Source organism: Actinomyces sp. oral taxon 448 str. F0400 (assembly GCF_000220835.1).
Taxonomy (GTDB): domain Bacteria; phylum Actinomycetota; class Actinomycetes; order Actinomycetales; family Actinomycetaceae; genus Actinomyces.
Window position 1 is genome coordinate 209,136 of sequence record NZ_GL985606.1, and the last position, 8,631, is coordinate 217,766.

At 71.4% G+C, this 8,631-nt stretch carries 9 protein-coding genes; 4 read left to right on the forward strand and 5 right to left on the reverse strand.

The window, feature by feature from the left end; genetic code table 11:
* Window positions 1–112: 112 nt before the first annotated feature.
* Both HMPREF9062_RS00980 and HMPREF9062_RS00985 read left to right on the forward strand, forming a co-directional pair.
* Window positions 113–721: a DUF998 domain-containing protein gene (locus HMPREF9062_RS00980; RefSeq protein WP_009409740.1), complete on the forward strand. Its 609-nt coding sequence runs from the start codon at window positions 113–115 to the stop codon at window positions 719–721.
* 204 nt (window positions 722–925) lie between these two features.
* Window positions 926–1,678 (forward strand): potassium channel family protein, encoded by a 753-nt coding sequence (locus HMPREF9062_RS00985; RefSeq protein ID WP_009409741.1) that lies wholly within the window; start codon window positions 926–928, stop codon window positions 1,676–1,678.
* Between the two features lie 126 nt (window positions 1,679–1,804).
* On the opposite strand, the gene HMPREF9062_RS00990 is transcribed toward HMPREF9062_RS00985, so the two are convergent.
* Together HMPREF9062_RS00990 and HMPREF9062_RS00995 are read right to left on the reverse strand one after the other, a co-directional pair.
* The gene (locus HMPREF9062_RS00990; protein WP_009409742.1) at window positions 1,805–2,884 is read right to left on the reverse strand and encodes an aspartate-semialdehyde dehydrogenase; all 1,080 of its coding nucleotides are present in this window, start codon (window positions 2,882–2,884) and stop codon (window positions 1,805–1,807) included.
* Window positions 2,881–4,383: an aspartate kinase gene (locus HMPREF9062_RS00995; RefSeq protein ID WP_009409743.1), complete on the reverse strand. Its 1,503-nt coding sequence runs from the start codon at window positions 4,381–4,383 to the stop codon at window positions 2,881–2,883. Before HMPREF9062_RS00995 ends, HMPREF9062_RS00990 begins: the two co-directional genes overlap by 4 nt.
* A gap of 250 nt (window positions 4,384–4,633) precedes the next feature.
* On the opposite strand from HMPREF9062_RS00995, the gene HMPREF9062_RS01000 reads away from it, so the two are divergent.
* Together HMPREF9062_RS01000 and HMPREF9062_RS01005 are read left to right on the forward strand one after the other, a co-directional pair.
* Window positions 4,634–5,629, forward strand: a complete 996-nt coding sequence (locus HMPREF9062_RS01000) for an ABC transporter ATP-binding protein (RefSeq protein WP_009409745.1) — start codon at window positions 4,634–4,636, stop codon at window positions 5,627–5,629.
* A complete protein-coding gene (locus HMPREF9062_RS01005; RefSeq protein ID WP_009409746.1) occupies window positions 5,626–6,693 on the forward strand; it encodes an ABC transporter permease in 1,068 nt (355 codons plus the stop codon). The genes HMPREF9062_RS01000 and HMPREF9062_RS01005 overlap by 4 nt, the downstream gene beginning before the upstream one ends.
* Before the next feature lie 58 nt (window positions 6,694–6,751).
* Here HMPREF9062_RS01005 and HMPREF9062_RS12010 read toward each other — a convergent pair whose 3' ends face one another.
* From HMPREF9062_RS12010 to HMPREF9062_RS01020, 3 genes are all read right to left on the reverse strand, one after another.
* Window positions 6,752–7,243 carry a nitrous oxide reductase accessory protein NosL gene (locus HMPREF9062_RS12010; RefSeq protein WP_009409747.1) on the reverse strand — a complete coding sequence of 164 codons (492 nt, stop codon included), beginning with the start codon at window positions 7,241–7,243 and terminating at the stop codon, window positions 6,752–6,754.
* A gap of 144 nt (window positions 7,244–7,387) precedes the next feature.
* Window positions 7,388–7,993, reverse strand: a complete 606-nt coding sequence (recR, locus tag HMPREF9062_RS01015) for a recombination mediator RecR (RefSeq protein ID WP_009409748.1) — start codon at window positions 7,991–7,993, stop codon at window positions 7,388–7,390.
* 1 nt (window position 7,994) lies between these two features.
* Window positions 7,995–8,631, reverse strand: a 637-nt coding sequence (locus tag HMPREF9062_RS01020; protein WP_216584444.1) for a hypothetical protein, incomplete at its 5' end; no start/stop codon positions are given.

Genomic DNA, 8,631 nt, shown 5'->3' on the forward strand with positions numbered 1-8,631 from the left:
ACGCGTGGACTGCACCCGCCAGCGAGAAAGTGTCCCCGACGGCGTCGAACGCCCCCGCCTGTGACCAGACGTTTACCATCGAGGAACAGCTGCCACGAAAGGAGCCGGTTCAATGACGATCACCCTCGCCCCCGCTCTTGCAGGTCTGGCCCTCGCCCTGGGGATCGCGCGGCTGATCATGTTCATCGCCCTCCACCTCGTCCCCAGCGACTACAACATCGTGCAGCACGCGGTGAGCGACTACGCGGTCGGACCGACCCACCGGCTGGCGACCGCCGTCACCTGGACCTCGGCGGTGTTCTGGGCCGTACTCGCAGGCGCGGTCGCTCTCGGGCCGCCGACGCCGGAGAAGAACGTGGCGCTGTGGCTGGCGGCCCTGGCCGTCATCTTCGCTGCGCTGCCCCTCCTGCCGACCGATGTCGAGGGGCAGCCGGCCACCCTCATCGGCCGCCTTCACCTGGTGGCCGCCATCGCCTGGTTCTCGATCGCCTACTCGTGCATGGGCAGCATCGTCCGGCTGTTGACCCCGCTCGCGCCGCGGGGGCTGGTCTCCTTCCTCGGGGTGACTCGATGGGTGACCGCTGCCGCGCTCATCGCCCTGGTGACCGCGCTGGTCATCCGCCGCCTAAGGCCCTACGCGTTCGGGATCTCGGAGCGGATCTTCCTGCTGGCCGTCTACGTCTTCTACCTCGGCGCCGCGGTCGGACTCCTGCTGGCCTGAGCCACACTCATCCCGATCTCCTCGTACCGATGGGGACATTCCACACCTCTGGACGCACTATCCGCCCGCCGGACGGGTGCAGTCCACGGCGTACGGGAACAGGAATCCGGTCCCCGTACACGCGACACGCCCCCGGCTGTGTAGAAATGTCCCCGCCGGTGAGGGCAGTACGGCTCCGGCCCAAGCGCCGTCTACCATCGGGGCATGCCGACCGACGACAGCACGGGCGCTCGGCTGCGGACGTGGGAGCGAGCGACCGAGTGGCCGCTGACCGGGGCCGCCGTCGTCTTCCTGGCTGCCTACGCCTGGGAGGTGCTCGCCAACGCGCAAGGCGGGGCCAAGGACGCGGCCGAGTTGGTGATCGACGCCGTGTGGGTGTTGTTCGGCGTCGACTATCTTGTCCGCCTGGCGCTGGCGTCGAGTCGGAGCCGCTGGTTCCTCCACCACCTGCCGGACCTGGCGGTCATTGCCCTGCCGATCCTGCGGCCGCTGCGACTCCTGCGCCTGGTGACGCTCGTGGGCATCATGCAGCGCAGCGCCGGCACCGCGCTGCGCGGGCGCATCACCCTGTACACGGCCGGCAGTGCCGCCCTACTCATCTTCACCTCGGCGCTGGCCACGCTGGATGCGGAGCGTCACGAACCGGGCTCCTCGATCCGCTCCTTCGGCCAGGCCCTGTGGTGGGCGCTGACGACGATCACCACTATCGGCTACGGCGACACCGTCCCGGCCTCCACACAGGGGCGTTTCATCGCGGCGCTGCTCATGATCGGCGGCGTGGCGCTCATCGGCGTGGTCACGGCGACCCTGGCCTCGTGGATCGTCTCGCTAGTCGAGGAGGAGAACGCCGAGCAGGAGGCCGCCACGCAGGCGCAGGTAGCGGCCCTGCAGCAGCAGGTCAGTGAGCTGAGCGAGCGCATCGACCGTCTTCTGGAGGAACGCGAATCGGGTCACTGACTGCGCACACTCGCCCCGGTTCGACGTCGGTCACTGCGCAAACGCCGAGCCGGGCATGTTTTGCGTAGGGCGTCTGTTTTTCGGTAGGGCTATGCGAGAAATGCCCGGCTCGGCGGAGAAAGACCCTCAGCCCCGGATCTCGGCGGCGACCAACTCGGCGAGCTCGACGGCGTTGAGGGCCGCGCCCTTGCGCAGGTTGTCCCCGACGGCGAAGAACTGCAGGCCATGGCCCGGCGCGAAGGCCTGGTCGGCGCGCAGGCGCCCCACGAAGGTGCCATCGCGGCCGGCGCCCTTGAGGGGGCTGGGCACGTCCTGATAGGTCACGCCGGGCGCCGCCTCCAGCAGCTCGCGGGCTCGCTCGACGCTGATCTCGCGCTCGAACTCGGCGTTGACGCTGAGCCCGTGGCCGGAGAACACCGGGATGCGCACGCAGGTCCCGGAGACCAGCAGGTCCGGGATCTGAAGGATCTTGCGGGACTCGTTGCGCAGCTTCTGCTCCTCATCGGTCTCGCCGGAGCCGTCGCCGGCGTCGCCACCGGCCCAGGCCACGGCGTTGAAGGCGATGGTGTCGACGTAGACCTCCGGCGCGGGGAACTCGACGGCCCGCCCGTCCAGGGCCAGGTCCTCCATGTCCTCGTTCACGACGGCGCGCACCTGCCCGGCCAGCTCGGCCACCCCGGCCCGCCCGGAGCCGGAGACGGCCTGGTAGGTCGAGACGATGAGGCGGACGAGCCCGGCTTCCTCGTGCAGCACCTTGAGGGCGGGCATGGCCGCCATGGTGGTGCAGTTGGGGTTGGCGATGATGCCCTTGGGGCGCTCACGCAGGGCCTGCGGGTTGACCTCGCTGACCACGAGGGGCACCTCGGGGTCCTTCCTCCAGGCCGAGGAGTTGTCGACGACGACGGCCCCGGCCGCGGCGAACTCCGGCGCGTACCGGCGGGAAGCCGCTCCCCCGGCGGAGAAGATGGCGACGTCGATGCCCGAGAAGTCGGCGGAGGCGACGTCCTCGACCTCGACTCTCGCCCCGCGGAACTCCACGACGCTGCCGGCCGACCGGGCCGAGGAGAAGAAGCGCACCGAGCGGGCCGGGAAGTCGCGCTCGGCCAGCATCGCGCGCATGACACGGCCGACCTGGCCGGTGGCCCCCACGACGGCAACGCAGACGCCGTCGGCCACTCCGGTGTAGGTGTTCACGGGATTGCTCATCGTCCGGTCCCTCCGTAGACGACCGCCTCAGCGGCCTGGGCATCGAGGCCGAAGGCGGAGTGGACGGCGCGTACGGCCTCGTCGAGCACGGCGTCGTCGACCACCACCGAGATGCGGATCTCGGAGGTGGAGATCATGTGGATGTTGACCCCGGCCTCGCTCAGCGCACCGAAGAGCCTGGCGGACACGCCCGGGTGGGAGCGCATGCCCGCGCCGACCAGGGAGAGCTTGCCGATATCGGGGTTGAAATGCAGACTCTTGAAACCGAGTTCATCCCGCGCGGCCTCCAGGGCCGCGCGGGCCCCGGCGGAGTCGCCGTCGGGACAGGTGAAGGAGATGTTCGTCAGGCCCGTGTCCTCCGCGGAGACGTCCTGGACGATCATGTCGATATTGGCGTCGGTACTCGCCACGATCGCGAAGATGCGGGCGGCGGCGCCCGGCACATCCGGCACGCCGACGAGCGTGATCTTGTCCTGGCTGCGGTCGTGCGCGATGCCGGAGATGACGGGGGCTTCCACGTGATCCTCCTTGGCGGAACTGCGGGGGCGGGCCTCGGCCCGGGTACTGATGGCGTGCGAGTGGGCGGCTCCGACGGACGCGGAGGAGGGGGCGGACGTGCCGGCGGGGGCGATCACGCGTCCGGTGACGGCGTCGACGACGGGCCCGGCCGACTCCGGTGCCGAGGCGAGCGCATCGGCACCGGAGTCGGCGCTGTCGGCGGAGGGGGCGGGCCCGGGGATGACGGGCGGGACGAAGGCGCCCGCGCGACGGCCGTCGTAGATCCACGTGCCGGTCTTGTCGGAGAAGGAGGAGCGCACGTGGATCGGCACCCCGAAGCGGCGGGCGTACTCCACGGCCCGCAGGTGGAGGATCTTGGCACCGTGAGCGGCCATCTCCAGCGTCTCCTCGCTGGAGAGGGCCTCGACACGCCTGGCCGTGGGCACGATGCGGGGGTCGGCGGTGAACAGGCCGTCGACGTCGGTGTAGATCTCGCATACGTCCGCGTTGAGGGCGGCGGCCAGCGCCACGGCGGTCGTGTCGCTCCCGCCGCGCCCGAGCGTGGTGACGTCCTCGACCTCGTTAACGCCCTGGAAACCGGCGACAATGGCCACGGCGCCCATCTGGACGGCGCGGGCGATGCGCTCGGGGATGACGCCGACGATCGAGGCGCGCCCGTATTTGGAGTCGGTGAGGACCCCGGCCTGAGCGCCGGTGTAGGCACGGGCCGGAACGCCGAGCTCTCCCACGGCCATGGCGAGCAGCGCCATGGAGATGCGCTCGCCGGCGGACAGGAGGATGTCCATTTCGCGGGCCGGTGCGTGGCCGGTGAGGGCGCCGGCCATATCGAGCAGGTCGTCGGTCGTATCGCCCATGGCGGAGACGACCACGACGACGGTGTTGCCGGCCTCCCGCGTGGCGACGACGCGCCTGGCGACGCGTCGCATCGCCTCGATGTCGCTGACGGACGAGCCGCCGTACTTCTGGACGACCAGTGCCATGTGAGGTGCTCCTGCCGTTGTGGTCACCGCGACCACGACGGCGGGCGCGGCTCACGCGCCTCGGCGCGGCTCGGCCCACGGCGGCGTGGCTGCGCACCCAGCATACGTGGAGTATCAGGAACGCGGGGTATCGGGAATGCGGCCCGCGGCCGAGGAAGTCGGGCGCACGGGGAGTACTCCCCGTGCGCCTGCGCTCCGATCCCACCCCCGACCCGTGGCCCGCGCCCCGCGACATCTCTACTATGACCCCATGAGCATCGAGGTCACGGGGGTCACGCGCTTCTTCGGCTCCACTCGTGCGGTCTGGCAGATGGACATGTCCGTCCCCGCGGGGACGGTCACGGGACTCGTGGGCCCCAACGGAGCGGGCAAGACGACCCTCCTGCTCATGCTGGCCGCGCTCCTGGCGCCCGACGCGGGCTCAATCCGGGTGGAGGGGCTGGACCCCGTGACCCGGCCGCGCGAAGTGCACAGGGCCGTGGGGTGGATGCCGGACTCCTTCGGCACCTGGGACTCGCTGACCTGCACCGAGATCCTGCTGACCTTCGCGGCCGCACAGGGGCTGGACCGGACCACCAGCGCCCAGCAGGCCGACGAGATGCTCTCCGCCGTCCACCTCGATGAGTTGGCCCGCACCCCCGCCCGTGTGCTCTCGCGAGGGCAGAAGCAACGGCTGGGCCTGGCGCGGGCGCTCGTCCATCATCCACAGGTCCTGCTGCTCGACGAGCCCGCAGCCGGCATGGACCCGCGCTCGCGCGCCGACCTGCGGGTCCTGCTGCGCGACCTGGCCGCCTCCGGCGTCACCGTGCTCGTCTCCAGCCACATCCTGCCCGAGCTGGAGCAGATGGTCGACGGCGTCATCTTCATGGCCCGCGGTCAGGCGGTCGCCCCGCCGTCGCCCGGCCGGCCCGGCCCCGACGACCGCAGCTCCTGCGAAGGTCCGCACAACGCCGACGGAGGCAGCCCTCCCCGGCCACCGGGCGGACCCGCGCGCCCCCAGCCGATCCGACGCGTGTGGCGGATGCAGGCCCTGGACGCGCAGCGCCTGGCGGACTGGGCCGCCTCGGCTCCGGTGCACGCCGTCGTCTCCGACGACGATGCGGCGCGCCTGGCCGTACCCGACGAGGCCACCGCCGCACACGTCCTACGCGAAGCGCTCGATGCCGGCGTCGATGTGGTCTCCTTCGCTCCGGCGGGCGGGAGCCTGGAGGAGATCTACCTGTCGATGGAAGGAGAGAGGCGATGAGCTGGTCCGCCGTGCGCACCGTCGCGGTGCTGGAACTGCGTCAGCGCGTGAGATCCACGCGCTGGCAGGTCATGCTGATCGTGTGGGGCGCCGTCCTGGTGCTCCTGTGCGGGGGCATGGGCCTGCTGGCGGGCACGACCGGGGGCGACGTGGAGGACACCGCCCCCTACCTCTACGACATGACGGTCTGCTTCGTTCTGGCCATCGGGCTCATCGTCGCCCCGACCCTGTCGGCCTCCTCCGTCAACGGCGACCGGACCGACGCGACTCTGGCGCTGCTGCAGGCCACGACGCTGCGCCCGGTCGAGATCGTCATCGGCAAGCTCGTGGCGGCCTGGTCCGCCGCGCTGGCCTTCCTCGCGGTCTCCCTGCCCTTCCTACTGGCCCTGACCGCCGAGGGCTCGTCGTGGACGGCGCTGGCCGGCCATCTGCTGATCCTCGTCGTGACCCTGGGGGCGGTGTGCGCGATCGGCCTGGGCTTCTCCGCCGCGACGGCGCGGCCATCGGCCTCGGCCGTCCTCACCTACCTGGTCGTCGTGGCGCTCGTGGCCGGAACCCCCCTGGCCACGGCGATCTCGTCGACGGCGGTGCGCGGCGAGCAGCAGCGCATCATCTACCTCACGGACTACGACGCCTCGACGAACAACAGGAAAGTCTGCCGCTCCGAGCCGGAGGTGCAGACGACGGATGTCGAGCACGTCGAGCGGATCTGGTGGATGCTCATTCCCAACCCCTTCGCGGCCCTGAGCGACGTCGCAGTGCGGGCCCCGGCCAGCGAGGATCTGTGGCGCCACCCCGGAGGAGCGATCCTCACCGGCACAGGCGACACCATCGACGAGATGCGCAACCCGCAGCCGAGTGAGCTCGTCGTCAACTACTGCGATGACAACGACGACAACGGGCCCGACTCGGACGACGGCAGCCTGCGTCCCACACGGCACCTCGTCTTCTGGCCCGCGACCCTGCTGGTGATGCTGGGCCTGGGCGGCTGGTCGACGGCTTTCGCGACCCGCCGTCTACGCACGCCCGCACGCACCCTCGCCCGCGGCACGCGCGTGGCCTGAGCCCGCCGCCCCGGCTTCCCCCTCCCGCCGCGCGTCGCCGCGCGCACCGGAGACATCGCTAGGGATCGGCGAGGAGCTCCTCATAAGTCCTCTCGCGCGCGGACTCGGAGACGGTGTACGCGCCGACAGAGTCCTCCTCGGCAAGAGCGAGGACGTGCGTGCCCATCGGAGTGGCGACATCGGGCGCGACGACGTAGTGGGCCGAGCCGGCCTCGACCCACTGGCCGGTGTCGTACCCCTTGACGTAGGTCGCTCGGACGTCGCCGTCGCTCAGGCCCTGCTCCTGACGGTAGATGAACAGTTCACCGACGTCGTCGAACTTCCACACGTCCCGATCGCCGATGATCTCCCCGACATGCCGCATGTCCGAGATGACCATCCCGCAGCGCGCGCAGGTGTCGCCCGGTTCCACCTCCACCGGATCGTCGCCCGCCGGCCGCCCCCTCCGTCCGCAGGCCGCCGGGCCGCCGGCCGCGACCAGGACCGACAGGGCGGCCGCCCTGGTGAGAAAGGCTCGTCTCCCCACGACGACGTCGGTCTCATTTGTCATCGGTTCTCCGTCTCGGTGAGGGCCCGGGCGGTCGCGGCGCGGCCGCCCGGGCGGGGCGCGCACCGGCCCGATGCCGCCCCGCCCGTAGGCGAGAATAAAGGTGAGGAGGGCCTTATCTGAAATCCGGGCGGCCGGACCCGTCCGTCAGCCCTCGACGATCCGCCTGCCCTCGAAGGCGCGGCCCAGCGTCACCTCATCGGCGTACTCCAGGTCACTGCCCACCGGCAGACCCGAGGCTAGACGCGAGACCGGGACCCGAAGCGTTGTGAGCATGCGCGTGAGGTAGGCGGCGGTGGCCTCCCCCACGACGTCGGGGTCGGTGGCGACGATGACCTCCTCGACGCCGTCGCTCACCCGGGCGAAGAGCTCGCGCATGCGCAGATCGTCGGGGCCGACGCCGTTGATCGGGTCGATGGCGCCGCCCAGCACGTGGTAGAGGCCCCGGTACTCCCGCGTGCGCTCGATGGCGACGACGTCTTTGGGCTCCTCCACCACGCAGATGATCCGCTGATCGCGGCGCGGGTCCCGACAGATGGCGCACTGCTCCGATTCGGAGATGTTGCCGCAGGTCCGGCAGAACCGCACCCGCGCCTTGACGGCGCGAAGCGCCTCGATAAGACGCTCGACGCTGGCCGAATCGGCGGACAGGATGTGGAAGGCCATCCGCTGGGCGGATTTGGGACCGATACCGGGCAGCTCACCGAACTCGTCGATGAGATCCTGGACGGCGCCCTCATAGACGGCGGGCATGTCAGCGTCCCTCCTGGGTCACGGTGATCTCCTCCAGCACCGTGGCCCCCAGCAGCCGCTTGACCACCTCGAGACCGACGATGCCGGCCTCCTCGGCGTCCTCATCGTCCTCGCTGGGGACGTCGTCCTCCAGGGGGGAGAAGGCGGCACCGGCCGCACGGCCCGCGCTCTGGGCGGAGTGTCCGCCGGCGGCCGCCCGGGCAGCGGCCCGAGCGGCGGAGAGCCGGTCGTGGACGGCGCCGGAGGGCGCCCAGGAGTCCTCGGGATCGTCCTCGTCCTCCGGCGGCGGCTCCTGCGGAACGGGGGTGCCGTCGGAGAAGGTGTCGGGGCTGTCCCAGCTGACGGGGTCCAGGCCATGCCGGTCGGGCCGGTCGGGCAGCCCGGACCGGTCAGCGGATGCGGCCTCAGGCGTCGCGGAAGACGACGAGGCCCCACCGGGCAGATCCGGCAGGGCGCGCAGACGATGGACGGTGGCGAGAGGGGGCTCGCCGCCGGCCCGCTCCGGGCAGACCGGCTCCGCGCCGTCGACCGGGCCCGCGGACGGCACCGGCGATGCGCTCGGGCTCGGAGCCGACGCGGCGGCGGAGGCCATCGGGGCAGGCGCGGCGGCCGGTGACGGCACTGGTGGCGCCGGGGCC